General features: G+C 70.4%; 22 protein-coding genes. 11 read left to right on the forward strand and 11 right to left on the reverse strand.

Annotated elements, in window-relative coordinates:
• Positions 1-165 precede the first annotated feature (165 nt).
• Both ACJX2R_RS02540 and ACJX2R_RS02545 read right to left on the reverse strand, forming a co-directional pair.
• On the reverse strand, positions 166-1,782 hold the full coding sequence (locus ACJX2R_RS02540) for a hypothetical protein (RefSeq protein WP_413098532.1): 1,617 nt from the start codon (positions 1,780-1,782) through the stop codon (positions 166-168).
• Between the two features lie 103 nt (positions 1,783-1,885).
• Positions 1,886-2,179, reverse strand: coding sequence for a hypothetical protein (locus tag ACJX2R_RS02545; protein ID WP_413098533.1), 294 nt, complete (start codon positions 2,177-2,179; stop codon positions 1,886-1,888).
• Between the two features lie 526 nt (positions 2,180-2,705).
• On the opposite strand from ACJX2R_RS02545, the gene ACJX2R_RS02550 reads away from it, so the two are divergent.
• Together ACJX2R_RS02550 and ACJX2R_RS02555 are read left to right on the forward strand one after the other, a co-directional pair.
• Positions 2,706-4,049 (forward strand): endonuclease domain-containing protein, encoded by a 1,344-nt coding sequence (locus ACJX2R_RS02550; protein ID WP_413098534.1) that lies wholly within the window; start codon positions 2,706-2,708, stop codon positions 4,047-4,049.
• 163 nt (positions 4,050-4,212) lie between these two features.
• Positions 4,213-4,818 (forward strand): hypothetical protein, encoded by a 606-nt coding sequence (locus ACJX2R_RS02555; RefSeq protein WP_413098535.1) that lies wholly within the window; start codon positions 4,213-4,215, stop codon positions 4,816-4,818.
• Between the two features lie 120 nt (positions 4,819-4,938).
• Here the strand turns inward: ACJX2R_RS02555 and ACJX2R_RS02560 are convergent, their stop codons facing one another.
• On the reverse strand, positions 4,939-5,466 hold the full coding sequence (locus ACJX2R_RS02560; RefSeq protein ID WP_413098536.1) for a hypothetical protein: 528 nt from the start codon (positions 5,464-5,466) through the stop codon (positions 4,939-4,941).
• 231 nt (positions 5,467-5,697) lie between these two features.
• Between ACJX2R_RS02560 and ACJX2R_RS02565 the strand changes: the two genes are divergently transcribed.
• Entirely contained in the window at positions 5,698-8,643 is a 2,946-nt protein-coding gene (locus ACJX2R_RS02565) for an alpha-glucuronidase family glycosyl hydrolase (RefSeq protein WP_413098537.1), read from the forward strand.
• A 69-nt stretch (positions 8,644-8,712) separates the two neighbouring features.
• Here the strand turns inward: ACJX2R_RS02565 and ACJX2R_RS02570 are convergent, their stop codons facing one another.
• The 6 genes from ACJX2R_RS02570 to ACJX2R_RS02595 all read right to left on the reverse strand — a co-directional run bounded on the left by ACJX2R_RS02570 (position 8,713) and on the right by ACJX2R_RS02595 (position 14,004).
• Positions 8,713-9,471 carry an SDR family NAD(P)-dependent oxidoreductase gene (locus tag ACJX2R_RS02570; RefSeq protein WP_413098538.1) on the reverse strand — a complete coding sequence of 253 codons (759 nt, stop codon included), beginning with the start codon at positions 9,469-9,471 and terminating at the stop codon, positions 8,713-8,715.
• Positions 9,468-10,409, reverse strand: a complete 942-nt coding sequence (locus ACJX2R_RS02575) for a 3-keto-5-aminohexanoate cleavage protein (protein WP_413098539.1) — start codon at positions 10,407-10,409, stop codon at positions 9,468-9,470. The genes ACJX2R_RS02570 and ACJX2R_RS02575 overlap by 4 nt, the downstream gene beginning before the upstream one ends.
• Positions 10,409-11,314 (reverse strand): LLM class flavin-dependent oxidoreductase, encoded by a 906-nt coding sequence (locus ACJX2R_RS02580; RefSeq protein WP_413098540.1) that lies wholly within the window; start codon positions 11,312-11,314, stop codon positions 10,409-10,411. The genes ACJX2R_RS02575 and ACJX2R_RS02580 overlap by 1 nt, the downstream gene beginning before the upstream one ends.
• A 78-nt stretch (positions 11,315-11,392) precedes the next feature.
• Positions 11,393-12,181: an HpcH/HpaI aldolase family protein gene (locus ACJX2R_RS02585; RefSeq protein WP_413098541.1), complete on the reverse strand. Its 789-nt coding sequence runs from the start codon at positions 12,179-12,181 to the stop codon at positions 11,393-11,395.
• Positions 12,178-13,113, reverse strand: a complete 936-nt coding sequence (locus ACJX2R_RS02590) for a hypothetical protein (protein WP_413098542.1) — start codon at positions 13,111-13,113, stop codon at positions 12,178-12,180. Before ACJX2R_RS02590 ends, ACJX2R_RS02585 begins: the two co-directional genes overlap by 4 nt.
• Positions 13,114-14,004, reverse strand: coding sequence for a DUF6282 family protein (locus tag ACJX2R_RS02595; RefSeq protein WP_413098543.1), 891 nt, complete (start codon positions 14,002-14,004; stop codon positions 13,114-13,116).
• Positions 14,005-14,200: 196 nt separating this feature from the next.
• Between ACJX2R_RS02595 and ACJX2R_RS02600 the strand changes: the two genes are divergently transcribed.
• The gene (locus ACJX2R_RS02600) at positions 14,201-15,598 is read left to right on the forward strand and encodes an MFS transporter (protein WP_413098544.1); all 1,398 of its coding nucleotides are present in this window, start codon (positions 14,201-14,203) and stop codon (positions 15,596-15,598) included.
• Between the two features lie 43 nt (positions 15,599-15,641).
• On the opposite strand, the gene ACJX2R_RS02605 is transcribed toward ACJX2R_RS02600, so the two are convergent.
• Positions 15,642-16,448 (reverse strand): IclR family transcriptional regulator, encoded by an 807-nt coding sequence (locus ACJX2R_RS02605; RefSeq protein ID WP_086884854.1) that lies wholly within the window; start codon positions 16,446-16,448, stop codon positions 15,642-15,644.
• A 272-nt stretch (positions 16,449-16,720) separates the two neighbouring features.
• Here ACJX2R_RS02605 and ACJX2R_RS02610 point away from each other — a divergent pair, with 272 nt between their 5' ends.
• From ACJX2R_RS02610 to ACJX2R_RS02635, 6 genes are all read left to right on the forward strand, one after another.
• The gene (locus ACJX2R_RS02610) at positions 16,721-17,827 is read left to right on the forward strand and encodes a LacI family DNA-binding transcriptional regulator (RefSeq protein ID WP_413098545.1); all 1,107 of its coding nucleotides are present in this window, start codon (positions 16,721-16,723) and stop codon (positions 17,825-17,827) included.
• An 82-nt stretch (positions 17,828-17,909) separates the two neighbouring features.
• Positions 17,910-19,508: an FAD-dependent oxidoreductase gene (locus tag ACJX2R_RS02615; protein ID WP_413098546.1), complete on the forward strand. Its 1,599-nt coding sequence runs from the start codon at positions 17,910-17,912 to the stop codon at positions 19,506-19,508.
• Between the two features lie 68 nt (positions 19,509-19,576).
• Positions 19,577-21,709: a hydantoinase/oxoprolinase family protein gene (locus ACJX2R_RS02620; protein ID WP_413098547.1), complete on the forward strand. Its 2,133-nt coding sequence runs from the start codon at positions 19,577-19,579 to the stop codon at positions 21,707-21,709.
• Positions 21,706-22,329 (forward strand): hypothetical protein, encoded by a 624-nt coding sequence (locus ACJX2R_RS02625; RefSeq protein ID WP_413098548.1) that lies wholly within the window; start codon positions 21,706-21,708, stop codon positions 22,327-22,329. The genes ACJX2R_RS02620 and ACJX2R_RS02625 overlap by 4 nt, the downstream gene beginning before the upstream one ends.
• Positions 22,317-23,603, forward strand: a complete 1,287-nt coding sequence (locus ACJX2R_RS02630; protein WP_413098549.1) for a transporter — start codon at positions 22,317-22,319, stop codon at positions 23,601-23,603. The genes ACJX2R_RS02625 and ACJX2R_RS02630 overlap by 13 nt, the downstream gene beginning before the upstream one ends.
• Positions 23,604-23,671: 68 nt before the next feature.
• Positions 23,672-24,676, forward strand: a complete 1,005-nt coding sequence (locus ACJX2R_RS02635) for a hypothetical protein (protein ID WP_413098550.1) — start codon at positions 23,672-23,674, stop codon at positions 24,674-24,676.
• 85 nt (positions 24,677-24,761) lie between these two features.
• Here the strand turns inward: ACJX2R_RS02635 and ACJX2R_RS02640 are convergent, their stop codons facing one another.
• Positions 24,762-25,700, reverse strand: coding sequence for a LysR family transcriptional regulator (locus ACJX2R_RS02640; RefSeq protein ID WP_413098551.1), 939 nt, complete (start codon positions 25,698-25,700; stop codon positions 24,762-24,764).
• A gap of 196 nt (positions 25,701-25,896) precedes the next feature.
• Between ACJX2R_RS02640 and ACJX2R_RS02645 the strand changes: the two genes are divergently transcribed.
• The gene (locus ACJX2R_RS02645; RefSeq protein ID WP_413098552.1) at positions 25,897-26,202 is read left to right on the forward strand and encodes a hypothetical protein; all 306 of its coding nucleotides are present in this window, start codon (positions 25,897-25,899) and stop codon (positions 26,200-26,202) included.
• The last annotated feature ends 72 nt before the right edge of the window (positions 26,203-26,274 follow it).

Consider the following 26,274-nt stretch of genomic DNA (forward strand, 5'->3'; position numbering starts at 1 on the left):
CCCGGGCCCGCCGACGTACGGCCAGGAGCGCACCACCCGTCGCTTCGGCCTTGGGGCCCCTGTGGAAGTAGCCCAGCGGGAGGCGAAATCGATCGGCCGGCGACGAGACGACGGCCTCGCCTCGTCACGCGACTCCGCCCCGACGCGCACGATGAACCAGCAGCCTCAAGGCTCGACGATGATGGTGCCTATGGTCGATTCCGGGCCGGGCCCGTCTGGACGGTCGACTTTCCACCAGCCCAGCACGTCCTGATATTCGGGCTGGGGAATCGTACGTCCTTCGGCAGTCATCAACCGCCCCTGATATGCCTGGGCGTAACGCGCTCGAACCGAATAGGTGCCAGGCCTGTCGGGAACAACGATGTCGCACGACACATTGACCCACTCAGCCGGACCCGGGTTGTCTTCCGCCATCGCCTCGACGTCCGTGCCCCAATTGACGACCTTCAAGCCTCCCCCGCTGCGCTGCTTGCCATTCCATACCGACGCCTGGGCACGATCCTGGCCCGCCAGCCCAATAATGACCTGGTTGACAGCGTTTTCGCACTCCGAGCAGTCATGCAGCACATCGAAACTGAGCTGGTGTGAACCGCCTCCGCGGACGTACACCACGTCGCCCTGCCCATCGATCTTCATGTTGCGGATCTTGAACCGAATTCCCGTCCCACCCCCATACGGCTCGACCATTTCGGTGCCGGGCGACAAGAAATGCTCGGTGGGGGCTGGGGGTACGGGTGCGAACCCCGGCACTGACACGGGAGCGCTCGCCTTCGAGGTTGCCGACACGTCCTCGGGCAGCGGCTGCGCCGGCATATCCGGTGACGCCTGTACGACACGTACGCCCCGGTAGGCGACGGGTGGGTGGCCCGCACGTTGGCGGTAGCCGACGAAACTGGCGCTGCCCTCGACGAGAAATCTGACGGCTTCGAGCTGAAGGTGCGGAGAGCCGTTGCTGTCGGTGATCTCGAGGCGGTAGCGGTCATAGGATTCCGGCTCGGCGATCCGGTAAACCCGCGGCTGGTGCCGGTGGGCGAACGACTGACCGGAGCGGGTGTCCAGGGTCCGCCACAACCGCCCGTCCGCGGATCCACACAGGATCCATGCCGCCGGGTCGCGATCGGGCGCGTCGTTGGCGGAGGTCAGCACATACCGATCGACCGGCACCGGCTCGGTCAGCGCGAATTCCACGAACGCACGGTTATGGGGTGCGAACCACTTGCTGGCCGATGCGTCCACGAGATTCGCGGCCACCTCACCCGCGTCCCGGTGCTCGGCACTGGCCTCCACGGCGGTGACCAGGTCGCTGACATCCGCGTTGCCGGACCCACTCGCCGGACGCAGCGCCACCGAACACGCGTTGCCGGACCGGTCGTGCCAGGCCACCCACCGTACCGGTGCCTCGCCGCCGTCCTCGACAAGCACCCGCAGCCGTCCCGCCGGATGCCAACCGCCGGTGTCCTCGGCCTGCGTGTCGAACTCGTACCCCCGCGCACCGCCCCCATCCTCGGAGTGGTCTCGTTGGTCGTCGAGTTCGCCCCGGACCTCCACCACGTCACCGTCGGCGGTGCGGCGATGGCCGTAACAGCTCGCCATGTCCGGTGAGAAGCCGAGTGCGCACTGCGCCCCGTCCTCGGTGGCCCATGACAGCTGCTCCGGCACCTCACCCCCACCGTCGTTCAGGTGTACCAGCAACCGTGATCCCGGCACCCACCGCTCCGAGTCCCACCCGCGCCGCCACATCCGGAACACGAACACAGCCGCCTCATCCGACACCAACCGCACAGACGCTCCTCGCCACCACGGCGCCGGAGACAGGCGCCCGTCGACACACGACGAGGACGACCATAGCCACCCCCACTCCCGCCTTGCCACATCCAGCGACCGACTACACGCCCCGACACGCACATCGACGCCATTGGGCGGCCGCCGCGGCCCGCGGTGGGAGCACATAACGCGGCTGGTCGGCAGCGAAGCGGTCCTCGCCGCCGGGTTCGTTCTGCTGCCAGCCCATCCGGCGCAGCCGGTCGGAGATATCGAAGGCGGGCGGCTCAGGCGTGTTCCAGATCCACCGCGGTCCAGTCGATGACCGGGCCCTCGGGCAAAAATGACTCACCGAGGCACATGCCCGGACGAAGGACAGATGTTCCTCGCGGGTGATCGCCTTCAGGTGATAGCTCATGCGCAGTGCTCCTTTGGTCGACGCACAAGCCTACTGAGGCGTACAGGACCACCTGACCGGGTGAGCAGCCGACCACCGATGTGGTACGCCTGGCGCCTGGCCCGGAAGTCGCCCCCCCCCGGCCGGCCGGGGAAACCGGCACCGGCCAGCTGAGTACTGATCCGGTGGCGGTCGCGTCAGGTGCCGCTGCCGAGGTGCCGGGCTGCGAGCTCGATGACCTGGGCGCCCAGGTCCGTCAGGGCGGAATCGCGCAGTGCGGCGGCGTGCGCGAGTCGGGTCACGTCGTTTGCCCAGTCGCCGGTGGCCCGGTCGAGTCCGCCGTGCCTGATGCCAGCGACCCGGTCAGCTCCGCACGGGAGCCCGGGCAACACCCCTCCAGCGCGGTGCACACCCCGGCGGCCAAGGTGACACGATCGGTATCTCTGGCCATGACGCACACCGTAGTCCGCCCCCGCGTCACACCAATCCTCGGAGGACCGCCATGAGAGGCACCCGTTGTGGCGTTGCGGGCCGTTAGCCTGTCGGTATGTCAGAGCGTGTCATGCCCGGTCGCACGGACGGCCTGATCACCCTGGGTGCCGCGGACGCTCTGTGGGTCGATGTGACGGCCGACAGTGCTGTGCCGACGGCCTTTGGGGCGTTCACCCGCCCTCCTGCCCATGCCCGGGCGGGGTACGTCCTGCTCGGCGGCCATGTGGTGGCGACGGTGAGGGCGAGCGGCGGTCAGTGGAGTGTTCCGGAGGCTGAGGTGCGCCGGGCGGCCGCGGAATTGAACGCGGTGGGGATGGACCGGCAGGACCTGGTGCGCATCGGTCCGTTTCGTGAGGTGCCGAGGCAGGAGTGCGACGAGGGAACGCCGCTGCGTTGGCGCCGGCGCATCACGGGGGAACTGCGGGAGCCGAGCGGCCCCGAGCGGGCAGCACGACGTGAAGTCGGCCGCCCGTACCATCTGGCGGGGATCGACTGGCGACAGATACTCATGGAGTGGACCCGCGACGGGACGCAGCGGACCTGGTGGCTGCCGCGCGCCGTGGTCAGGCTGCTCGACGCGGCCGAGCACGCCGAAACGCAGTGGGTGCGAGCCGCGCGGACCCGCCAGGCAGGCGCAGCCACCACCGAGCCGCCCTCCCACCCCCGGCAGACCCGAGACGCCGACGGTCCGCGTACGACGAACTCCGAGGGCCCCACCGCCTCACCGCGCCCGTACAACGCAGAGCTGGAAGGCCAGCTGTACTCGGTGCTCAGCAGGAAGCCCGGCACCGCCCGCAGGGTGGCCGGGTGGGCGTGCGCCGTCTGCCGCACCACGCCCGCCACCGTGCTCGACCACTGCCACGAACACGGCTATGTCCGCGCCCCCGTCTGCCAGTCGTGCAACACCCAGGAACGCCCCGACCACCTGTACAGCAACGACATCCGCGTGGCGAACCGCTACACACGCCTCTTCCACACCGACGCCGACGACTGGCTTCGCCACTGGCACCGCTGCCCTGGCTGCCGCGCACGCACCACCCTGCCCCTGCCGCACCTCGCCGCATGGACCGCCCACATAGCCTGCCGATCGCTGCGCCCGACCCACCCCGCGCACCGCGGTCGCCAGCCCTGCGGTGTCCTGCGCGTGTCCTGGACGGGCAGCCAGAACGCGCCCCGTTCCTGCCTGCTCACTGTCGCAGTCGATTTCTGCCCCTCCGGCGAGCACCGTGTCCTGGCGCAAGTCCCCTACCGCGAGGCCGCCGAGCGGTTTCGCCTCTGGTTGGCCGAGACGGCTCCTGCCGTGGCCGCCGCGGCCGGCCCTGACCGCCTGGACGGGCTTCCCGCCCAGTCCCGGCCAGTCATCGCGGACACCAGCGGCGAGGGCCTGGCACTGTTCTGAGTCGGCCGTCCCCGGGCGTTTCGCGGGCGCAGCCGCGTCATCGAAAACGCGTCACCTGCACACCTGTACACACCTGCCCGCCGACGTCAGTAGTCATGCAACCGTCGCGCGGGGGTACTATCCACCACCAACATGAAAAGGCGCCCAGACGAGGGAGCTTGTGATGGACACCCCTGCCGACAACACCAGCCTCAAATCCCAGTACACGGCACAGATCACCGCCGACCTCGAACGAAACGCAGCCGAACACGAACGCCTCAGCGCCGACATCGCGACGTTGCAACGACAACTGTCGGCGCTGGAGGACAACCGGGTGCTGCTGCTCAGCATGCGGCAGACCCTCGACATCGAGGCCACCGGTGACGCGCCGGACAACACCGGCGTCAGCGGCTTGGAGGACGGCTCGTCCCCCGCCCGGAAGTCCGCATCCCCGTCAGCGCGGAAACCGAAGAGGAAAGCCTCCACGACCAGCGGAAAGAGGAAAGGGGCGGAGTCCGGCAGGAGCCGGACCAAGGGGGCGCGTGAGGCGGGTGTGCCCACGCTCGGGGACCTCATCCGCGACGACCTCGCCCAGCACGGTGAACCGCGCTCCGCCGCCGAAATCACCGCCGCCCTCACGCACGTCCTCCCGGACCGCGAGATCAAGGCCACAGTCGTGCGCGGCACCCTCGAGTCGCTTGTCGCCAAGGGCCAAGCACACCGCACCAAGCAGCAGAGGTCCGTCTTCTACTCGGCTGCCGCCCAGGGAGCAGCCGATGGTACGGCTTGAGCCCAGCGAGGCAACCCCCTCCTGAGGAGCCTCGACACCCGACCTGAGCAGACCTACGTCTGCAAGTGGTCGCATGGCCTCAACGATCGCTAGCACACGCCGGACATCGCGGATTTCCGTTCAATCCCCCGAGTATCCGAAGATTCCCACGTGGCTGGGTTCGTCGTCGGTGTAGAGGATGACGTACAAGCCGGTCCACCTCATCTGGCACTCGTCGGTCAGCACCTGGTCCGGGTTCGGCTGGATCGACCAGTCCCTGTCGCGGGCGAGCAGTTCCTGGAACTGGGCAGGCGTCGGCCGGTCGGTGCCGAAGTGGTGCAGTATGCGCTCGCGCCGGAGTGGTCGCAGCGTCCCGGAATCCTCGGGATCGTACGGGTCGGGTGGCTCGGCCGTGTGGGCCACCTCGCCGATGTCGAGGATCGTGTGTGTGCCCTCGTCCCAGAACTCATCGGTTTCCTTGGCCGCGTTGAGCTCGTCCAACGACGATGGTCGCGGCAACGACCCGTCGCCCGTGACCCCGTATTCGGCCAGGGTTTCCCAGGGCCAGATGTAATCGCCGCTCGCCAGGACCTGCTTCTGCACCGCGACCAATGTCGCCTCGACACTGCCCTGGTACCGAGTCAGGTAGTCCCAGCCGCTCGCGCCCATCGCCAGCCTCCCGTGGTGGGTGTGTAAACGCCTGCCACCGTAGTGGTGCGGTCTGACAACGGGTCTCGAAGCACCTCCAGCGACCCCTCTGTTGGATTTTGATCGCTGACCAAGACCTCCATGTTCCCTTATGGTCCATTGTGTTGACACCTGTCGTGGCGCGTGTGACGGTTGCGGGGCTTGCTCCTGGCCTGGATGTGCACTGTTCGTTCATCAACGGAAGTGGGACTCATGAGCTCAGGAATTCGGCGCCGCAGCATTCTGTCCGCGGCCGCCCTGGGAAGCGCGGCCGGTTCGCTCGGCCTCTCCGCTCCGGCGTCGGCGCGGCCGGTATCCGGCACCGAGGCGTCGGCGGGGGCGCTGCCCGCGGAGGACGGGTACGAACTGTGGCTTCGGTACCGGCAGGTGGAGGATCCCGGTCAACTCGAGCGGTACCGGGCCGCGTTAGGGACCCTGGTCTGGCAGGGAGGCGGCGGTCCACTACAGCAGTCGGCGGTGGACGAGTTGGTACGCGGGCTCAGCGGGCTGCTCGGCACCCGGGTGCGGCCACGCACCAGCGCCCCCGCACACGCGGCACTCGCGGTGGGCACCCCGGCGAGTTCCCCCCTGATCCGCGAGCTCGTCCCCGCGGCCGACCTGGCCGAGCTGGGCGACGAGGGCTACGTCGTCCGCCGGGTCACCCGGCGTGGCACGGACTTCACCGTGGTGGCGGCCCACGCGGACCGGGGTGTGCTCTACGGCGCGTTCCATCTGCTGCGCCTCGTACAGACCCGACGGCCGCTGGAGCGTGTCGACCTCACGGAGCGCCCGGCCGCCCCGCTGCGCATGGCCAACCACTGGGACAACGACGACGGTTCGATCGAGCGCGGCTATGCGGGCCGGTCCTTCTTCGACTGGGAGGAGCTGCCGCGGCTCGACGACCGGTACACGGACTACGCACGTGTCCTGGCCTCGCTCGGCATCAACGGCGCCGTGATCAACAATGTCAACACGCCCGCGGACTACCTCGCCGAGCCGTTCCTGACCAAACTGGCCGCGCTGGCCGGTGTCCTGCGCCGCTACGGCGTGGCGCTGTATGTCACGGCGAACTTCGCCGCCCCCATCGACCTGGGCGGGCTGGACACCGCCGACCCCTTCGACCCGGAGGTGCGCGGCTGGTGGACGAGGAAGGCCGAGGAGATCTACGGCAGGATCGAGGACTTCGGCGGCTTCCTGGTGAAGGCCAACTCCGAGGGCCGCCCCGGGCCGTTGGACTATGGACGCACCCACGCCGACGGTGCCAACCTGCTGGCGGGCGCGCTGAGACCGTACGGCGGGGTCGTGATGTGGCGGGCCTTCGTACACGACAGTGACGCGAAGTGGGACCGGCAGGCGTACCTCGACTTCACACCGCTGGACGGGAAGTTCGCGGACAACGCCATTGTGCAGATCAAGAACGGGCCGATCGACTTCCAGGTACGCGAGCCCGCCCACCCTCTCTTCGGCTCGCTGCCGCGTACCAACTCCATGATCGAGCTCCAGGTGACGCAGGAGTACACCGGGCACGCCACCCATCTGTGCTATCTGGTCCCGCAGTGGCGGGAAGTCCTGGACTTCGACACGCGCAAGGCGGGCGAGGGCAGCACCGTGGCCCGGGTCGTGACCGGCCGGGTGCACTCCTACGCGCACTTCGGATTCGCCGGTGTGATGAACTTCGGCGATGCCAGGAACTGGACCGGCTCACACCTGGCCGCCGCCAACACCCACGGCTACGGACGGCTCTCCTGGAACCCGGACCTGTCCGCGCGGGATCTGGCAGACGAGTGGACCCGGATGACCTTCGGCAACGACCCGTACGTCGTCGAGACCGTCTCCGCCCTGCTGCTGGGCTCCTGGCGCACCTACGAGGACTACACCTCGCCGCTGGGCACGGGATATCTCACCCATCCGCCGGACGGCTCGGTGACCGGGCACTTCGACCCCAGCCCGACGACGACCACCCAGTTCCACAAGTCGGACCGCGAGGGCATCGGCTACGACCGCACCGCCGCCACCGGCGACGGTTTCACCGAGCTGTACGCTCCGGCGACCCGGGACGCCTACGAGTCGCTGGAGAACTGCCCCGAGGAACTGCTCCTCTTCCTTCACCACGTCCCGTACAGCCACCGGCTGGACAGCGGCAAAACCGTGATCCAGCACATCTACGACACGCACTTCTCCGGCGCGGCGCGGGTGGCGGAGATGCGCACGGACTGGGAGGGGCTGCGCCGCCGGGTCGACCACCGGCGGTTCACCGAGGTGCACCGCCAGTTCGGGGAGCAGCTGACCGAGGCGGCCAAGTGGCGGGACACCCTGATCGCCTACTGGTTCGAGCTGAGCCGGATCCGCGATGAGCGCCGCGGCGGCTGGCTCCAGGCGATCGTCGCCCCGGCCGACACGGCGCTGCTGGGCGGGGAGCGCAACGAGCTTCCGGTGCGGGTGGTCAACGCGACGGGCTCCGGGCTGCGCACGGTGACCACGCTGGACGTTCCCGAGGGCTGGCGGTCCGAGGAGGCGACCGCTTACGTGGCCTCGCGGGAGGGCGAGACGGTGAGGATGACCGTGGTGCCGCCACCGGCCCCCGCGCTCGCCACCCTGCACGCGCTCCCGAGGTCGGGCGCGGTGCCGGTGCTGGACTCCTCGCTGCGCAGCCTGGCCAGGGTCGTGGTCGTCCCATCCGCCGCGCGATGCGTCCACGCGCTGGACGCCGGGCCCGCCTCGGCGCCGGTGCTGAAGGACTACACCCGTCTGTCGCCGGCCACCGGCTGGCACGAGGGCGCCGGGTTCGGCTGGGTCGGCAACGCGCCCGACGCCACGGACACCGGACTGTTCGATGTGGTCCGCCGGGACTACGTACGGGACAGCGCACCGGCCGTACTGCGGTTGACGCTGCCGGCCGGGCGCTGCACCGCGCATCTGCTCACCGGCGACCCCAACACCTTCAACAGGTCGCTGATCGTCCGGGTGGACGGGGTCGAGAAGGCCCGGAGCGAGCGGCTCGACGGCCGGGAGTTCACCTGGCTCCGGATCCCGTTGGACGGCGGAGCCTCCGGACGCGAGGTGGAGCTGGAGCTGTCCTCCAAGGAGGACGAGACCTGGCATCTCAGCGCCTGCGTGGTACTGGCGGACGGCCGGGAGGGGGTTTGGCCGCGATCGTGAACGGGGTGCGTGTCCGGGGGCGCCCGCGTGGGCACAGGGGTTCTGGGCGGTTCGGGGGGTGCGGGCGGTTCAGGCGCAGAGCCCACCGTCGATCGGCAGGACGGCTCCGCTGATGTGGCTCGCGCGGTCGCTCAGGAGGAATGCCGCGCTCGCTCCGACCTCCCGTCCCGTGCCGACCTTGCGCAAGGGAGTAGCGGCGATCCGGGCCTCCACGCCGCCGGGGATCGCGCGTCGTGTCTCGGCGAGCATCGGGGTCTCGGTCGGGCCGGGGGCCAGCGCGTTGACCCGGATTCCGAGGGGTCCGAAGTCATGGGCGGCGGTGCGGGTCAGGCCGATGACCGCGTGTTTGGTGGCCTGGTACGCGCCCATGCCGGAGCTGCCGCGGAGACCCCCGATGCTGCTCACGTTGACGATCGAGCCGAAGCCCTGCCGCTCCATGACGCGCACCTCTTCACGGACGCACAGCCAGGTGCCCTTCACGTTCACGGCCATGATCCGGTCGAAGTCCGCCTCCGGGACCGCGTCGAGGCGCCCGCCCTGGGTCATCGCGGCGTTGTTGAACGCCCCGTCGAGGCGGCCGAACCGTGCGACGGCGTTGTCGACAAAGCGGGTCACGCTCGCCACGTCGGAGACATCTCCGGTCGTGAAGGCCACGTCGTGTCCGGCGGAGGCGAGTTCCTCCGTGAGCGCGGCAAGCGGTTCCTTGGTGCGTGCGACGAGCATGAGCGCGGCGCCGTCTTCCGCGAGGACGCGTGCGGCGTCGGCTCCGATTCCCGCGCTCGCCCCGACGAGGAGGATGACTTTGCCGGCGAGTGGCGGAGTGCTCATGAGACGGTGCTCCTGTCGATGTCCGTGACGCCGCGCAGCGCGAGCATCGCCCGGGCGTCGGCCGGTGTGGCGATCTGTCGGTCCGCGTCCTCGACGAGCGAGCGGATCTTCCTGACCTGCTGGGCGTTGCTCTCCGCGAGCCGCCCCTTGCCGATCCACAGGCTGTCCTCGAGCCCCACGCGCACATGGCCGCCGAGCAGGGCGCTGTGGGTGGCGAACCGCATCTGGTCGCGGCCGGCCGCGAAGGCGGAGAAGGAGTAGGCGTCGCCGAAGAGCTTGTCCGCGACGCGCACCATGTGGTCCAGGTTCTCATGATCGGCGCCGATGCCGCCGAGGACGCCGAACACGCCCTGGATCAGCAGGGGTGGCTTGGCCAGGCCCCTATCGGCGAAGTGGGCGAGCGAGTAGAGGTGTCCGATGTCGTAGCACTCGTACTCGAACCGGGTGCCGGACTCGCCGAGCGTGCGCAAGGCGTGTTCGATCGTCTCGAAGGTGTTGATGAACGGTCGGGAGTAGGACGTGAGCACATGGGGCCGCTCCCAGTCGTGCTTCCAGTCGGTCACCCGGTCGGCCATCCCCGAGTACACGAAGTTCATCGAGCCCATGTTCATCGACGCGAGCTCGGGCCGGAGGCGGACGGCCGCCGCCAGGCGTTGCTCCATCGTCATCGCCGGCGAACCACCGGTCGTGATGTTGATGACGGCGTCGGTCCGCGCGGTGATCCGCCCGACGATCCGCTCGAAGACCTCGGGCTCGAACGTGGGCCGCCCGTCCGGTTGCCGGGCGTGCAGATGCACGACGGCGGATCCGGCCTCGACCGCCTCGAGTGCTGCCTCGGCCACCTGCTCGGCGGACAGCGGGAGGTAGGGGCTCTGGGACGGCACGTGTACGGAGCCCGTCACCGCGGTGGTGATGATGACCTTCTCGGCCGCCCGCATCAGTTGTTCTCCTCGGTGGTGGTCATGTGTCCTCTCCCGTCGTGCGGTTGGTGTGCGGGGGCGAGCGCCCGGTAGGCGTCGAGCTTGGCGTCGTCCAGCCTTCCGAGCAGGCTGATGGCGACCTGGGTGGCGCCCGCCTCGTACTGCCGCCGTACCGCCCGGCGCACCTGCTCCGGTGTGCCGCGGACGACGAGGGCGTCGACGAGCCGGTCGGACCCGGGCGGGGTGAGGTCGGCCTCGGTGAACCCGAGCCGGGTCAGCTTCGCGATCTGGTGCGGCAGCGTCAGGTAGTAGGCGAGACGCCTGCGTGCCACCTCGCGGGCGGCGGCACGGTCGCGGCTCACCACCGCCCACTGGACGACCGACAGGAACGGGTCGTCCCCGATCGTCTCGCGCGCCCAGCGGGTGTGCTCCGGTGTGACGAGGAAGGTGATGAGGCCGTCGGCACGTTCGGAGGCGAGGCGGGTGATCCCGGGCGAGTACGCGCCGAGCACCCGCGGCACCGCCACCCCGCCGCCGCGGCGGGCGATGGTCGCGTCCACTTCGTCGAGGTAGTGGCGGAGGAACGGCAACGGGGCGACACCCCGCTCGCGGACCGCGCCGCTGACCCCGAGCCCCAGCACATAGCGCCCGGGATAGCCGGCGGCGAGGTCCCGCGCCGCCGAGGCCGCGGACTTCGGCACGCGTTCGAGCGCGCGGGCGACGCCGTTGCCCACGACCATCCGCCGTGTCGAACCGAGCGCGAGCGCGGCGGTGGTGAACGCTTCGCGCCCGGCGACCTCGGGGATCCAGACCATCCGGTGACCGCCCTCTTCGAGGGCCCGGAGGAAGCGCACGGTTCCCTCGTGGTCGAGGTCGTCCAGTTCGGCGATCGACAGCGCCGAGCGCGGCAGGGAGAGCGTCATCGGCGGCCCTCCGCTCCCGAGCGTGGCAAGGAGAGCGTCATCGGCGGCCCTCCGCTCCCGAGCGTGGCAAGGAGAGCGTCATCGGCGGCCCTCCGCTTCCCGGAACGCCGTGACCAGCCCGCGCGCGGTCTCCGCCAGCATCGATGTGTCATTGCTGAGCAGGACGAAGTCACAGCCGTCGAGCACCGCCCGCGCGGCACGCTCGGGCGCGCCGCCGAACGCGAGTCCGCAGCGCTTTCCCGCGGTGTGCGCGGCTTCCCGCGCGGAGGCGATGAGTTCGAGCACCTCCGGCGAGGCGGGCGTGGAACCCATCGCCATCGAAAGGTCCGCGGCGCCCACGAACACCGCGTCGACGGAGTCGAGAGCCAGTATCCGCGGTGCGGCCTTGATGGCTTCGACGCTCTCGAGCTGCGGGACGCACAGCACGTCGTCGTTGCCGGTGGCCAGGTAGTCGGCGCCGGGGCGGAGCCCCCACGCTCCGGCACGGCTGGTGGAGCCGGCGCCGCGCACACCGTGGGGCGGGAACCGGCACGCCCGCCCGACGGCGGCGGCCTCCTCGACGGTGTCGACGTGGGGTACGAGGATGCCCATGGCCCCCGCGTCGAGGATCTTCTGAATCGTCGAGTCCGTGGTGTCCGGCACCCGTACCAGAGGCACCATGCCCAGCGCGGCGGCCGAGTTGATCAGCCGGTACGCGGTCTGGAGGTCCAGCGGCGCGTGCTCCAGGTCGATCACGACGAAGTCGAACCCGGCGAACGCCATGATCTCGGCCGGCTCACCCGAGGCGATCTTCAGCCAGGTGCCGAGCGGAGTGGTGGCGCGGTCCGGCGCGAACAGCCCGGCGCCCGTGCGTCGTGGCGCGCTCATGGCATCGGGTAGTCGTCGGCGTTGAGCACCCAGCCGGGTTTCTCCGAGAAGTCGGTGCGTGGCGGGCTGAAGATGTCGATCAGCTGGTTCACATCGGGATCGGCGGCTTCGGAGGTGTGCACGGTGGGCGGCGGAATGATCGCGAGGGACGGGCTGCCGAGCCGCACATGCTCGTCGTCGCGCCACTGGGAGCTGTCGCTCAGCCAGGGGGTGCGGATGTGGTGCACATACTGGCCCCGTACGGCCAGCGACAGCTGCTCGAAGTCGTCGTGGGTGTGCGGTGAGAGCTTGCGCGGATCACGCGGACCGTCCAGTTCGGGCAGGAAGTTGACCATGAACGACCGGGTGCGGAAGATGCGGCCGAACCGTGCCGGGTCGTCCGGAACCTCGGCCAGCGGGTAGAACCGCACGGCGGGTCCGCCGACGGGCTCCGGCCACCGCTCCAGCGGTGCGACGCGCGGGTGGTCTTCCGCGTACGCTTCGACGTTGGCGGCCCGGTCCCGCCACGCCGGCTCGCCGGCCTCGACCAGGCGGATCAGCGGGCCGTCGCCGTGCGCGCTGATCCGCGAGCCACCGGGTGGGACCACGACGAGCCCGGGCGCGTCGATGCGTGTGGTGCCGTCGCCGGTGACCACCGTGAAGGCGGGAGATGCGCCGGTGACCACCACGGCGAGCTCACCGTCGAGCGTCCCGTTGTCGAGGTCGTCTCCGGCCCGCGCCTCGGTGTGCACCAGCACCACGTTCTGAGCGCGGACGACCGCGGTACGGGCGTCCGGTGTCGCGGCGCCGGGCGGGGCGAGGCGGTGCAGATCGAAGTACTGCGCGGCGGCTATCGCGGCGCCGCTGTCCGGCCGTGGCGCGGTCGCCGTCGCGAGCGAGGAGCGGGGGTCGTCCTTCTCGTACACCGTGGTGTCCTTTCGCTCGGCTGTCACTCAGCTGTCGAGGTTGAGCAGATGGGCCGGGTTGTCGCGGACCATGCGCCGCAGGTCCTTCTCCGGCAGGCCGAGGTCGAGCAGCGCCCCGGCGACCCGCAACCAGGCGTCCACCGGTTTCGGGTTGATCGCCTGCCCGAAGTCCGAGGCCAGTACGGTGTGCTCGGGGCCGAGCGCCTCGATCCAGGTCAGCAGCCGCTTCGGATCCCTCTTCTGCGTCCCCTCGGGGTCGTACATGCCGACCTCGTGCTCGATGAACGCGCCGAGTGCGATGAGCTCGCGGCACAGCTCGGGGTCGGCGCCGATCACATAGTCGGGGTGGCTGACGACCATCCGCGTCATGCCGCGGTCCTTCGCGGCCCGGAACAGCGTACGGATGTACTCGGGGTACATATGGCCGCCGTTGACGACGGCTTCCTGCTCCTTGATCTCGTCGAGTATCTCGGCCGCCTCGGGCTTCAGTTCACCCCTCTCGTCGACGATGTCGATGCGTTCCAGGGTCAGGGGCACGGTGGTGGTCGGGAACGCCCCGTCCTCGGGGTGGCAGTCGATGTGCCGGCCCGAGGAGATGGTCGGGAACCAGACGACCTTGCCGCCCATGCGCAGACACATGCGCACCGCGTGCACATTGAGGCCGCCGACGGTGCTGTTGAGCGCGATGCCACCGTAGGCGGACGCGGCGACTCCGGCCAGGCGTCCCCTCATCGCCAGGATGTCCATCTGGGTGTTGTGGTGGTGGGACTTGGCGACCATGGCGCGCATCCCGATCCGGGCGCCGTCCTGCGCGGCTTCGACGTGGTCGAGGCGACGGGGAAACGGGCTGGGGCCGGAGTGGACATGCATGTCGACCAGTCCGTCCAGGACGGCGGCGATGGCAGGACGTTCCCTCATAGGAGACCACCTCGGTTCGCATTGTGAATTTCCGTTTCACTGTAGACCGCGAGTCAACCCCTTGCAGCAGTCTTGTGCGACGCAAGTCACAACTTTAGGGTAGTCAGCAGTTCGCTTCGTGAACACGCAGTTCGCAACGCGCCGCATGTGGCACCTCAGAGCTGCGGGCAGCCAGCAACCGATCCCGGAGGACGCGATGTCCCCACTGCCCCCCGCAGAGCAGCAGTCGGCGGCCTTGGACGACGACGCTCGCCCGAACGCCCCGCACGGTCCGAACACCCCGCACGGTCCGGACACCGCCAAGGCGCGCGCCGCGGTGCGTGGCGGGGCGTTCGCCTACTTCGTCGACCAGTTCGACATCTATCTGCCGATCGTCGTGCTCGCGCCCGCGACGGACTACTTCCAGTCGGCGCATCTGAGTGCGAGCACCACGGCCCTCCTCGCATCGCTGGTGTTCGCCTCGACGCTCATCGGCCGCCCGCTCGGCGCGATCATCTTCGGCCACTTCGCCGACACGGTCGGCCGCAAGCGCACCACACTCGTCGCGGTCGGCGGCTTCGGCATCATCACGCTGATCACCGCGTGTCTGCCGGGTCACGAGACGATCGGGACATGGTCGGTCGGCCTGCTGATCGCGCTGAGATTCATCGACGGGATCTTCCTCGGCGGTGAGTACACCACCGCGGTGCCCCTGGCGATGGAGTGGAGCCCACGGCACAAGCGCGGCCTCAACGCCTCGCTCATCACCGCGACCTCCCCCGCCGCGTACGCGATGATCGCCGCGCTCACCCTGCTGTTGCTGCAAGCGCTGCCGTCCGCCGGACTGCACAGCGCCTATGTGCAGTGGGGCTGGCGGATACCCTTCCTGGCCGGTGCGCTGCTGGCGGCCCTGTTGTTCCGTTACTACCTCACGCAGGTGCACGAACCGCCGCCCGAGTACACCGGGGCACGGCACAAACTGCCGTTGGCGCGGCTGCTGGTGCGCTACCCGAAATCGCTGGCCCAGGTGTTCGTGCTGATGACCGGCACCTGGCTGGCCACCAATATGGAGGCCGCCGTGACCCCCGGGCAGCTCAAGGAGCACCTTCTGCTGTCGAGCAAGCAGGTCACACTGACCATGCTCGTGATCAACGCCTCCGCCGCGCTGTCCTACCCCCTGTTCGGACTGCTCTCCCAGCGCATCGGGAGGCGGCGGTTCTACATCGGCTACGGTCTGTCGGTCATGGTGATCGGCGCCGGTTCATACGCGTTGCTGATGGTTTCCGACGGTGGCCTGGGGACCGCCCTCGGCTGGGGTGTCATGATCGGCGTCTTCACCGTCGGCACGTTCGGCCCGATCGCCGCGTATCTGACCGAGCGGTTCCCGGCGAGCATCCGCTCCACGGGCTATGGCGTCGGGTACAGCCTCGCGCTCATCGCGCCCGCGTTCTACCAGTTCTATCTGCGGCAATTCGACGGCTTCATGCCCTCGCACCTCGCCCCTGCCGTCCTGATCGCGCTCGCCGGCGCACTGATCGCGTTCGGTGGCTTCCTCGGCCCGGAGACCAGGGACGTCGACATGGCCGACGACAGCACGATCCCGAAACTGGCCTGACCCGGCGCCACCCGGCCCACCCCCCGTACGCCCCGCGGCGGCCCTACACCGCGCGTCGGCCAAGGTCGTCGGGCCGGTAGTGGCCGCCGAGTTCGTGGGTGAGCGCACGCGCGGTGTCGACGACGACACTCAGCTCGGGGGTGTCGTCGGACATCGACAGGGTGTTGTCCGGGCCGACGATCGCGATCGTGGCGCAGATGCCGTCCTCGTCGAACACGGGCGCCCCCACCGCGACGACACCGGGAGTGCTCATCGCGGAGCAGTGGCCCACAGTGCGAACCCGCTCGACGTCGGCGCGCAGTTCCTCCCGCGCCTGGCCCGACAGATTCGCCATCAGCCGTTCCATGGACAGCTGGTCGGCGTGGTAGGCGAGGAAGACCTTGCTCTGCGCCGAATCCAGCGGCAGATGGCTGCCCACCCGTACGGACACCACGACCACGGCGGAGATGTTCTCCTCGACCCGGGAGACCACCGGCCCGGTGAGGCCCCAGAGGCTGAGCACCACGGTCGACTGCGTGGCGCGCGCGAGCGCCCTCATATGGCGCGGCGCGAGGTTGATGACACTGCGGTGGCCGATGGCGAAGGCACCGAGCTGGAGCAGCAGACCGCCGGGTACGTAGCTGCCCTCGGCATTGCGCTCGAGCAGCCCCGCCGCGACCAGGGATGTGCAGTACCGGTATGCGGTGGTGCGGTTCAGGCCGAGCCGCTCGGCGACCTCGACGGCGGTCACTTCCGGAGTGGCGGGCTCGAACAGCGACAGGATCTGGCTGACCCGGCTCACCGCCTGGATATCGGCCTGGTCGCCCCGGTCCGCGCGCGCGGCATCGGACGGCCTCGTCGACTTGCTCATGGGAGCCTCCGCCGGATGGTGATCGAGGGGCTGACACGCATGTTCACGAAGTGAACCTGATGGTCAGACTACCCGAGTCGACTGGCCAGCCACGGCCCGCCTGACCGGGCGTCGGCTCGGCGCGGCGGTGATCGCCGCGCGCTCCGTGGGGTGTGCGTTCCGTCGGAATGGTTCGGTCCTGGCTCTTGACGGTGGGTGAAGCTCACGCCAGAGTTCGTTAATGCGCATTAGTAATGCGCATTAATGGATCGGTGAGCGAGGGGACGTCAGGGGTGGATCAGCCGAAGAAGCGGGCGAAACCGGGACGGAGTTCCGGCTCCGCGAGCCGTACGTCACGGCCGCGGCAGGCCGAGGTGGCCGGGCTCGCCGGAGTGTCGCAGGCGACGGTGTCACTGGTCCTGTCGGCGCGTGGTGGCGGCAAAGCCGCCGCGATCTCCGAGGAGACCCGGCAGCGCGTCCTCGACGCGGCCCGCAGTCTCGGCTACGTGCCGGACCCGGCGGCCCGGCGGCTGGCGGCGGCCAGCAACAACCTGCTGGGCGTCTTCAGTTTCACCGCCACCTTCCCGACCGATGTACAGCACTCGTACTACCCGTTCCTGGTGGGCGTGGAGCAGGAGGCGGCCGCCCGGGGCTACGACCTGGTGCTGTTCACCGGGTCGAGCAGCGGTGGCGCGGGCGCCGCCGGACCGGACGCGCTGAGCCGGGTCCGGCTGGCCGACGGCTGCCTCTTCCTCGGCCGGCACGTACCGCGCGCCGAACTGAAGCGGCTCGTCGCCGACGGGTTTCCGGTGGTGCATCTGGGCCGCCGCGAGGAGCTGGAGGGGCTGGCCTGGGTCGGCGCCGACTATGTCAGCGCCAGCCGTGAAGTCGTCGCCCATCTGGCCGAGTTGGGGCATCGGCGGATCGTGCTCGTACGGGAGGACGACGACGCTCCCCCGTCCACGGACCGCCAGCGGGGCTTCCTGGACGGCCTGGCGGCGGTGGGCGTCGCGGGCGGCCCCGGCGCGGTGCTGCGCTGCGCCGATCCGGCGCGTGAGCTGACCGCGCGGCGCGTGCGGGCCCTGGTCGCGGACGGTGTGACCGCGTTCGTGGCCGAGGAGACCGACACGGGGGCGGCGTGGCGGGCGCTGAACGCCGCCGTCCGGGAGGCCGGGCTCAGTTGCCCGGGTGACGTCTCGCTGGGGCTGCTCGGGAGCCCGCCCGCCGACCTCGCCACCCGGCCCGTGCCGATGGGGTTCGACATCCCCCGGCACCGGCTCGGCGCCGCGGCCGTCCGGCTGCTCGCCGCGCTCGTGGCCGGCGAGGAGGCGCGGGAGCCGTTGGTGGCCTGCGAGTTCCGTGCGGGCGAGACATCGGGCCCGCCCATCCCGCCACCGTAGCGACCGGCACCGCAGCGGCCGGCCCCCGGGGGCCAACTCCGGGGCCATGGAACCAAGTTCAGTCACGACCACGAGGAGCACGGTGATACCCCAGCCAGACATCCTGATCGTCGGTGGCGGCCTCGGCGGCGTCGCCGCCGCACTCGCCGCCTGCCGCGCGGGCCGGCGTGTGGTGATGACCGAGGAGACCGACTGGATCGGTGGGCAGTTGACGGCGCAGGCGGTGCCGCCGGACGAGCACCCGTGGGTGGAGCGGTTCGGCACGACGGCGACGTACCGGGCCCTGCGCGAGGGCATCCGGGCCTACTACCGGCAGTGGTATCCGCTGCGGAGCGAAGCACTCGGGCTCACGGAACTCAACCCGGGCGCCGGGCGCGTCAGCAAACTGTGCCACGAGCCGCGCGTAGCGCTCGCCGTGCTGGAGGCGATGCTCGCGCCCCACCGGGCCTCCGGGCTGCTGACCGTCCTGACCGAGCACCGGGCCGTCTCCGCCGAGCACGACAACGATGCCATCACGGCCGTCACGGTACGGGACCTGCGCGACGGCACCCTGCGCACCGTCGCCGCCCCCTACGTCATCGACGCCACCGAGACCGGTGAGCTGCTCGAGCTGGCCGGTGTGGAGCACACGAGCGGGGCCGAGTCGCACGCCGAGTTCGGGGAGCCGCACGCCCCCGCCCAGGCCCAGCCCGGCAACCAGCAGGGCATCACGGTGTGCTTCGCGCTCTCCCACCACGAGGGCGAGGACCACACCATCGACCGGCCCGGGACGTATGACTTCTGGCGCGCCTACCGCCCGGAATTCTGGCCGGGGCCGCTGCTCGGGTTCGAGGCTCCCGACCCGCGGACCCTGGAGTCCGTCCCGCGCACGTTCATGCCCAACCCCGAGCTGGATCCGCTGGATGTCAGCGCGGACCAGAGCGCGGACGCCGGGGACAAGGAGCTGTGGGGTTTCCGCCGGATCCTGGCCCGCAAGCTGCACCGGCCCGGGGCCTTCGACTCGGACATCACGCTGGTCAACTGGCCCCTGAACGACTACTGGCTGAAGCCCTTCATCGGCCAGGAGGCCGACGCGCTGTACGAGGCACGGCAGTTGTCGCTGTCCGTCCTGTACTGGCTCCAGACCGAGGCGCCGCGCGCGGACGGCGGCACCGGGTTCCCCGGACTGCGCATCCGCCCCGATGTGACGGGCACGGCGGATGGACTGGCCAAGGGGCCTTACATACGCGAGTCGCGGCGTATCAAGGCGGTGACGACCGTCGTCGAGCAGGACGTCGCCATCGACGTCGTGGGCCCGTACGGCACCAAGCACTACCGGGACTCGGTCGGGGTCGGGGGCTATCGCATCGATCTGCACCCCTCGACCGGCGGGGACAGCTACATCGACATCGGCTCGGTGCCGTTCGAGATCCCGCTGGGCGCGATGGTCCCGCGCCGGGTGCGGAACCTGCTGCCCGCCGGCAAGAACATCGGCACGACGCACATCACCAACGGCTGCTACCGCCTGCACCCCGTGGAGTGGAACGTCGGCGAGGTCGCGGGCGCGCTCGCCGCGCACTGCCTGGCCGAGGACGTGGAGCCGGCCCAGGTGCAGGCGGACGACAAGCGGTTCGAGGAGTTCGCGCGGCTACTGGACCGGGCGGGTGTGCAAAGGAGCTGGCCCGACGTCCGCGGCTACTGACGGGTCCCCTTTCGACCGGTCCCCCCTTCGGCAACATACGCACGTCAACGCACAAGGAGGTGCCTGACATGTCCCCTGACCGTCGCGTCCGCGTCGGCATCGACGTGGGCGGCACGTTCACGGACGCCGTGGCCGTCGACGCCACGACACTCGAACCGGTGGGCCAGGTGAAAGTGCCCACCAGCCACCATCATGAGGACGGCGTCGCACACGGCATCGTCCAGGCGCTCGGCCGTCTCCTCGAACAGGCCGGGCGCACCCCGGCCGACGTCACGTTCCTGGCACACGGCACGACCCAGGCCACGAACGCGCTCCTGGAGGGCGATGTGGCGAAGGTCGGGCTCATCGGGATCGGCACCGGGGCGGGTGCGGTGTTCACCCGGCGCCTCGCCGCGTTCGGGAAGCTGGAAGTGGCCCCGGGCAAGCGGCTTCCGCTGGTGTACGCGCATGTGGCGGACCCGTTCGACGGCGACGCGGTGCGGGCGGCCGTGGCCCACGTACGGGACGAGGGCGCCGAAGTCATCGTCGCCACCGAGCCGTTCGGGGTGGACCGGCCCGAAGGGGAGCAGGCCGTGCTCGACGTGGCGCGGTCCACGGGGCTGCCGGTGGCGGCGGCACACGAGATCACATCGCTGTACGGGCTGCACAAGCGGACCCGTACCGCCGTGGTGAACGCGGCGATCCTGCCGCGCATGCTGGCCACGGCCGATCTCGTCGACTCCTCCATCACCAAGGCCGGGGTCACCGCGCCGCTGATGGTGATGCGGTGCGACGGCGGTGTGATGTCGCTGGACGAGATGCGGCGCCGTCCGCTGCTGACGGTCCTGTCGGGGCCGGCGGCGGGTGTGGCGGGGGCGCTGATGCGGGAGCGGATCAGCGAGGGGGTGTTCCTGGAGACGGGTGGCACGTCGACGGACATCAGTGTGGTGCGGCGCGGCAAGGTGGCGGTGCGGCACGCGACGATCCTCGGCAGGGCGTCGTACCTCAACGCCCTGGATGTGCGCACCGTCGGTGTCGGTGGCGGCTCCATGGTGCGGATCTCCGGAGGGAAGGTCACGGGCGTCGGCCCGCGCAGCGCGCATATCGCCGGGCTTCCCTACGCCTGTTTCGCCTCGCTCGACGAGCTGCGGGACGCGAAGGTCACCACGGTCCGGCCGATGGACGGCGACCCCGACGACCATGTGGTCCTGGACGCGGCGGGCGGCCGGTTCGCCGTGACGATGACGTGCGCGGCGAACGCGCTCGGCCGGGTCCCCGAGGGCGACTTCGCGGCGTGCGACCCGGAGGTGGCGCGGGCGGCGCTCGCCCCGCTCGCCGCCCTGCTCGGCATGGACGTGGCGGGCGCGGCGCGGGCCGTGCTGGACGCGGGGACGGCGTCGGTGCGGGCGGTCGTGGACACGATGATCCGCGACTACCGGCTCGGCCGGGAGACCACTGTCCTGGTGGGCGGGGGCGGCGGAGCGGCGGCCGTGACCCCGCATCTGGCCCGGGCCGCCGGTCTGGAAGGGCGTGTCGCCCGTCACCACGAGGTCATCAGCCCGATCGGGGTGGCCCTCGCGCTGGTCCGCGAGCAGGTCGAGCGGATCATCCCCGGCGCCACCCAGGAGCACATCCTCGCCGTGCGCGCCGAGGCCGAACGGGCGGTCGTCGCGCAGGGCGCCGCGGCCGACGGTGTGGAGGTCGAGGTGACGGTCGACCCGCAGACCAGCACCGTACGGGCCGTCGCCACCGGCGCGACCGAACTGCGCACCCGGGACCGGGCGCACCGCGCCGATGACGCCGAGCGGCTGCGCGCGGCCGCCACCAGCCTCAAGGAGCAGGAGGCCCGGGTGAGGATCCTGGCCGGGACGGACGCGTACACGGTGTACGGCACGGAGGTGCGGCGCCGGCTGCGGGCGGGGCGGCAGCCGGTGCGGGTCGTGGACGCGGACGGGGTGGTGCGACTGGGAGTGTCCGACGCGCGGGTGCGGACGACGACCGTGGGCGCGGCCGGCGAGGTGCTCGCCTCGCTGGTGCGGGAGTCCACCTCGTACGGCGACGGCGGGGTGCGGGCGCCCGCGGTACGGCTGCTGGTGGGCGGCCGGATCGCGGATCTGTCCGGGGTGCTCGAACCCGAGGCGCTGCTCGCGCTGGCCCGCAGCGAGTTGCGTACGCGCGCGGCCGACGAGCCGGTGGTCGCGGTCGTGGAGTCCCGCGCATGAGTGGCGACCACGGCCTCGACCTCGGCCGCGACCACGACCAGGACCGCGACCACGATCTGGACCTCGCCGTGCGGCTGCTCGCGGGAACGCCCACGCACGAAGGCCGCGATCCGCTGGTCCTGCGCCGGTGGGCCGAGGCGGCCGAGGAGTTCGGCCGCCGCATGAGGCCCGGTCCGGTGCCGGTCCGGGTGGTCGAGCGGGACGGCGGGCTCGCCGCCGGTCTGCTGGCCCGGTACCGCTCGCGACCGCCGGTGGTCGAGGTGTACGTCGACACGGTCGACCGCGCCGAACGGCTCATCGTCGAGCTGGGCTGGCGGAACTGGTTTCCCGCGGGCTCGGTGCTGGCCGCGGCCCTCGCCCACGAGCGGGCGCACGCCTGGCTCCATCACACGCGTGTCCGGGCCGAGTTCAAGCGGGCGCTCGGCCACACCGCGCTGCGGCTCGGGCCGCGTCGTCTGTACGCGCACGTCGCGGGCGCCGACGAACTCGCCGCGCATGCCTACGCCCGCGCTGCCTGCGGCCTCGGCCGCAGCCCCCTGCTGCTCACCGAGGCGCTGGCCGCCGCAATGTCCAAAAAACCAGAGGTGCCCGAAAGCGAGACGGATCGATGGGTGTCGTAATTCTGCTCCTCATGGCGGCGGGCGTCGCCGCCATGCTCACCCGCAGGCTGCCCACCGCGTTCGCGCTGGTGCTGCTCGCCGTGGCGATCGCGTTCGCCGCGGGCGCGCCGCTGACCGGGAAGAACAGCGTGCTCGACACGGTGCTCCAGGAGGGCGCGCCCGCGCTGGCGGCCACGATGGTCGCGATCCTGCTCGGTTCGTGGCTCGGCAAGCTCCTGGAGGAGACCGGTATCGCGGCCACCCTGGTCCGCAAGATCGTGGAGTTCGGCGGCGACCGGCCGGTGATCGTGGCGCTCGGCGTCCTCGCGGTGTCGGCCCTCGTGGGCACGGTGACGGGGTCCGCGCCCGCGGCGATGCTCGCCGGGCTCATCGGGATCCCGGCCATGATCGCGGTGGGCATCCCCAAGGTGACGGCCGCCGGCACGATCCTCATGGGCATCGCGGTGGGTGTCCCGTTCGAGCTTCCGGTGTGGCAGTTCTTCTCCACGGCGCTGGAACTGCCCGTGGACACCGTGCGCGGCTTCATGGTGAAGCTGTTCCCGTTCGCGCTGGTGGCGGCGGTCGCGTACGTCGTGGTGGAGTCGCGGCGGCGTGGCGTGGAGCACACCTGGTCGCTCAAGTCGCTTGAGGACAGGCCGACTTCGCGCAACCGACGGCAACTGCTCGGCGACGCCCCGTGGTACGCGCTGCTGACGCCGGTGGTACCGCTGGTCCTGGCCCTGGGCTTCGAACTGGCCATCATTCCCTCGCTGCTGGCGGGAGTGCTGTACGCGCTGGTGACGACGACACGGCCGCGCGAGATGAACCGGCGGCTGCTGCGCACCCTGTACGGCGGTTTCGAGGTGGCGGCGCCCCCGATCACGCTGTTCGTGGCGATCGGGATCCTGCTCGCCGCGGTGAAACTGCCCGGTGCGGTCGACGCCCTGGAACCGCTGGTCAAGGCCGTCAGCCCGCAGAACGCGGTGCTGTTCGTGCTGGTCTTCACGGTACTTGTGCCGCTGTGCCTGTACCGCGGCCCGCTCAATGTCTTCGGCCTCGGCGCCGGCATCGCGGGTGTCCTCATCGCCACCGGTATCTACCCGGCCACCGCCGTCCTCGGCATGGCCACCTCGTACAACCAGGTCTTCGGCGTCGCCGACCCGACCAGCACCCAGACCGTGTGGGCCGCCCAGTACGCGGGTGTCTCACCGCAGCAGGTGATGGTGCGGACGCTGCCGTATGTGTGGGCCGTGGCGCTCGGGGGCCTGTGTGTCACCGCCGCGACCCAACTGTGACGTCCATCCGACAACAACCCTTTCAACAACAACCCTTCTCAACAGCACCCCGACCTCAGGAGCCGATCATGCAAGAGCCGCAGTCCGGCCCGGATCGTCGTATGTTCCTGCGCGCGACCGCCGTCACCGGCGCCGCGCTCACCCTCGGCGGCCTGTCGACGCAAGGAGCGTCGGCCGCGCCCGGAGGCTTCCCCGACTACACCTACGTACGGACGCTGCTGACGCCGTCACAGCTGAAGTACAACCCGACGGGCGAGATCATCTTCCCGACCGTGCGCGGCGTCTACGACAAGCTGGCGTCGCCGCTCGGCCGCTACTACCTCTACTACGCGCCGCACGACGCGCCCGGCGGGATCTGCCTCGCCTACGGGAACTCGCTGGAGGGCCCGTTCACGGAGTATCCGGCGAACCCGATCGTGTCCAACAAGTGGTCCCCGCACTACTCGGTCAGCCATGTCTCCTCACCACATGTGCTGTGGAAGGAGGACGTCAAGGAGTTCTGGCTGTACTTCCACGGCGAGAACACCACGACACGGCTCGCCCGCTCCCGGGACGGCGTCCACTTCACGTACGACAAGGTCGTCCTGTCCGCCTCGATGATGCCGTCGGGCACCACCGAGACCTCGTACGCCAGGGTCTTCCGCCACAATCTGCCGTCACGCGGAGCCCGCTATGTGATGCTGTTCATGTACAGAAACACCACCGACCACCGTGACATCTGCTGGGGCTGGTCCGCCGACGGCCGGAACTGGACCTTCGACCAGACCCCGCTGGTACGCCACTCGGATGTCGGCGCGGTGAACGTCGGCGGCCCCCACCTGCTCACGCGCAACGGTTCCGCCTATGTGGTCTACAACAAGGACAAGGAGAGCGGCGGCGACATCATGATCACCGAGGTGGGCGCGGACTTCTCGCTCCGTCGCCATCTGGGTGTCTTCTACAACTCCCGCTCCGCGCCACCGGAGAACGGCAGGGCGGCGGCGCCGTCGTTCGGCACCGACCACGGAGTGCCGTACATGATCTACGAGGCGGGGGAACGGCTCAAGGGCTCGATCGCGGTGGCACGAGGGTAGTCGGGGCCCACGTCACGTCTGTGCGCTGTCCCGCCGGGTTCGCCGGACAGCGCACAGGCTCGACGGCGATCGCGCCGAATGCCCGTCAACGCTTGGGCTGTGTCCATTCCGGTACCCAGACGCCGCTGTTGGGGCGGCCGGGATACGCGGCGGTGAGATGGCGGCGCAGGGCGGCCAGGGCGGGGTGGCGGTCATGGGTACGCCAGATCAGCGAGTGGGGGTAGAGCGGGGTGGGGTCTTTGAGGGGGATACGGCGCAGGTCGTGGCCGGCCGGCCACACCAGGGGGGTCTGTTCGCTGACGAAGGTAGCCAGTGTCGTGGAACCGGCGATGGTGTCGAGCAGCGCCTCGATGCCGAAGTCCGGGCCGACCGAGTCGATGACGACGCCGAAGGCGGTGGCGAGTTCGTCGTAGTAGGCGGCCCACTCGGTGCCGGGCAGGTTGCCGGGCATCCAGATCCGCCGCCCGGCGAGTTGGGCGGGGGTGAGCGCGGGGGCGTTCGCGAACTCGTGTCGTGGTCCGGTGAACAGGTGCAGCGGTTCATCGAAGACGGGAGTGGCCTCCACGCCGCGGGGCAACGATCGGCCCGGCATGGTCACGGCGCGGAACGTCGCGTCGATGATCCCGTCCCGGACCGCGGCGATGGCCGTGTCGGAGTCGAACAGCGTCACGACGTCCAGCTCAATCTCGGAGTGGGCGAGATGGAAGCCGCGCAGCAGTCCCGTCAGGGAGAGCTGGCGGCCGATCACGTCGACGCGTAGCACCCGATGGCCCGGCCGTACGGACGCGACGGCGCGCTCGGCGGAGTGGAGGAAGGTCCGGGCGTGGGGCAGGAACGCCTGGCCGTCGATGGTGAGCCGCGCTCCACGGGCGTCACGGGTGAAGAGTTGGACACCGAGCTCCTTCTCCAGCGCGGCGACACGCTTGGACACGGCCTGCGGCGTGACCGAAAGACCGGCGGCGGCCTCCTGGAACTGCCCCGCGTCCGCGACGGCGACGAAGGTGCGCACGGCCATGACGTCCATGCATCCACTCTATGCGGACAACCAAGTGTTGTTCATGACCGCCCTGATCGTTGTTTGTCGGGTGTCCTCGGATGGCTTTGATGGCTCCGGCCAACCTCTGGTTGAGCGGCTGTCGTATTCGACGGGTGTCGTCCGACGGCTGTACGGGTGCCATCCGACGGCCGCGGTCCGAACGCCACCATCGTGAGGAATCCTCATGCCTGATCAAGACCGTCTCTACGTCCGCACCGCCGAGTTCGCGCGGGTGGCCGAGCGGATCGAGCACGTGACCACGCTCACGTCACGGCTCAACGTCCTGCCCTTCGACGACAAGGCCGCCCGCGCGGCCCTGCTGTCCGAGATCGTCGGCAAGCCCGTCCCCGACTCCGTCACCGTCTATCCGCCCTTCTACACCGACCACGGGCTCGGCATCGACTTCGGTGCCGTCGTCACGAAGGACATTCCCCCCAACACCCTGGTGACCGGATCGGCCGCCTTCGCACGCAAGCGATGGAACGACTGAGCCCGGCGCACGGGCGCGGCGGACGGGCGCGGCGGACGGGCCCGGCGGACGGCCGCGTCGAGCGCCGCGTTC

The organism is Streptomyces sp. Inha503, from assembly GCF_047215865.1.
Lineage (GTDB): Bacteria > Actinomycetota > Actinomycetes > Streptomycetales > Streptomycetaceae > Streptomyces > Streptomyces lycopersici.

Excerpts from the sequence above, each read along its gene's own strand:
- ACJX2R_RS02550 (WP_413098534.1), top strand. The coding sequence starts at position 2,706 with ATGTCAGAGCGTGTCATGCCCGGTCGCACGGACGGCCTGATCACCCTG.
- ACJX2R_RS02645 (WP_413098552.1), top strand. The coding sequence starts at position 25,897 with ATGCCTGATCAAGACCGTCTCTACGTCCGCACCGCCGAGTTCGCGCGG.
- ACJX2R_RS02555 (WP_413098535.1), top strand. The coding sequence starts at position 4,213 with ATGGACACCCCTGCCGACAACACCAGCCTCAAATCCCAGTACACGGCA.
- ACJX2R_RS02635 (WP_413098550.1), top strand. The coding sequence starts at position 23,672 with ATGCAAGAGCCGCAGTCCGGCCCGGATCGTCGTATGTTCCTGCGCGCG.
- ACJX2R_RS02560 (WP_413098536.1), bottom strand. The coding sequence starts at position 5,466 with ATGGGCGCGAGCGGCTGGGACTACCTGACTCGGTACCAGGGCAGTGTC.
- ACJX2R_RS02545 (WP_413098533.1), bottom strand. The coding sequence starts at position 2,179 with ATGAGCTATCACCTGAAGGCGATCACCCGCGAGGAACATCTGTCCTTC.
- ACJX2R_RS02600 (WP_413098544.1), top strand. The coding sequence starts at position 14,201 with ATGTCCCCACTGCCCCCCGCAGAGCAGCAGTCGGCGGCCTTGGACGAC.
- ACJX2R_RS02620 (WP_413098547.1), top strand. The coding sequence starts at position 19,577 with ATGTCCCCTGACCGTCGCGTCCGCGTCGGCATCGACGTGGGCGGCACG.
- ACJX2R_RS02570 (WP_413098538.1), bottom strand. The coding sequence starts at position 9,471 with ATGAGCACTCCGCCACTCGCCGGCAAAGTCATCCTCCTCGTCGGGGCG.
- ACJX2R_RS02585 (WP_413098541.1), bottom strand. The coding sequence starts at position 12,181 with ATGAGCGCGCCACGACGCACGGGCGCCGGGCTGTTCGCGCCGGACCGC.
- ACJX2R_RS02575 (WP_413098539.1), bottom strand. The coding sequence starts at position 10,409 with ATGCGGGCGGCCGAGAAGGTCATCATCACCACCGCGGTGACGGGCTCC.
- ACJX2R_RS02565 (WP_413098537.1), top strand. The coding sequence starts at position 5,698 with ATGAGCTCAGGAATTCGGCGCCGCAGCATTCTGTCCGCGGCCGCCCTG.
- ACJX2R_RS02580 (WP_413098540.1), bottom strand. The coding sequence starts at position 11,314 with ATGACGCTCTCCCTGCCGCGCTCGGCGCTGTCGATCGCCGAACTGGAC.
- ACJX2R_RS02595 (WP_413098543.1), bottom strand. The coding sequence starts at position 14,004 with ATGAGGGAACGTCCTGCCATCGCCGCCGTCCTGGACGGACTGGTCGAC.
- ACJX2R_RS02640 (WP_413098551.1), bottom strand. The coding sequence starts at position 25,700 with ATGGACGTCATGGCCGTGCGCACCTTCGTCGCCGTCGCGGACGCGGGG.
- ACJX2R_RS02625 (WP_413098548.1), top strand. The coding sequence starts at position 21,706 with ATGAGTGGCGACCACGGCCTCGACCTCGGCCGCGACCACGACCAGGAC.
- ACJX2R_RS02630 (WP_413098549.1), top strand. The coding sequence starts at position 22,317 with ATGGGTGTCGTAATTCTGCTCCTCATGGCGGCGGGCGTCGCCGCCATG.
- ACJX2R_RS02605 (WP_086884854.1), bottom strand. The coding sequence starts at position 16,448 with ATGAGCAAGTCGACGAGGCCGTCCGATGCCGCGCGCGCGGACCGGGGC.